We start from the raw sequence: 612 nt of genomic DNA, 5'->3' as shown, positions 1-612 counted from the left end.
CGGGTGCGCTGGTAGGCGGCGAGGGCGTCGGCCTGGCGCCCGGCGGCGGCGAGGGCGCGGACGGCGAGGGCGCAGAGCCGTTCGTCCAGCGGGTGTTCGCCGGCCGGGCCGGCGATGGTCGCCGCGGCCTGCTGCGGCGTGCCGGCGCCGAGGTACGCCTCGGTGAGGTCGCCGAGCACGGTGCGCCGGTCGGCGTCGAGCCGCTCGGCGGTGGCCGCCGCGTACGGGGCGGTGACGTCGGCGAGGGCCGGTCCGCGCCACAGCCGCAGCGCCTCCTGCAGCGGTTCGACGGCGCCGGCGGGGTCGCGGTGCCGTAGCCGGTGCCGGCCCTCGGCGGCGAGCGTGGCGAAGCGGCGCACGTCGACCGCGTCGGCGTCCACGTCGAGCTGGTAGCCGGCGGGTACGGAACGGATCGGGGTGTCGGCGGGGAGCGCCCGGCGCAGCCGGGACACCAGGGACTGCAGCGCGTTGCCGGCGCCGGCGGGCGGTTCGTCGCCCCACAGCGCGGCGATCAGCCGGTCGGTGCCGACGGGTCGGCCGGCGTCGAGGGCCAGCCGGGCCAGCAGGGCCCGGAGCCGGGCACCGGCGACGACGACGGCCGCACCGCCCCGA

At 80.6% G+C, this 612-nt stretch carries 1 protein-coding gene; it reads right to left on the bottom strand.

Annotated elements, in window-relative coordinates:
• Positions 1 to 612 (bottom strand): AfsR/SARP family transcriptional regulator (locus NUM_RS33780; protein WP_207128999.1); only part of this gene is annotated, 612 nt, incomplete at both ends.

Source organism: Actinocatenispora comari (assembly GCF_017312725.1).
Classification (GTDB): Bacteria; Actinomycetota; Actinomycetes; order Mycobacteriales; family Micromonosporaceae; genus Actinocatenispora; species Actinocatenispora comari.
This window is presented reverse-complemented; position numbering and strand designations above follow the sequence as displayed.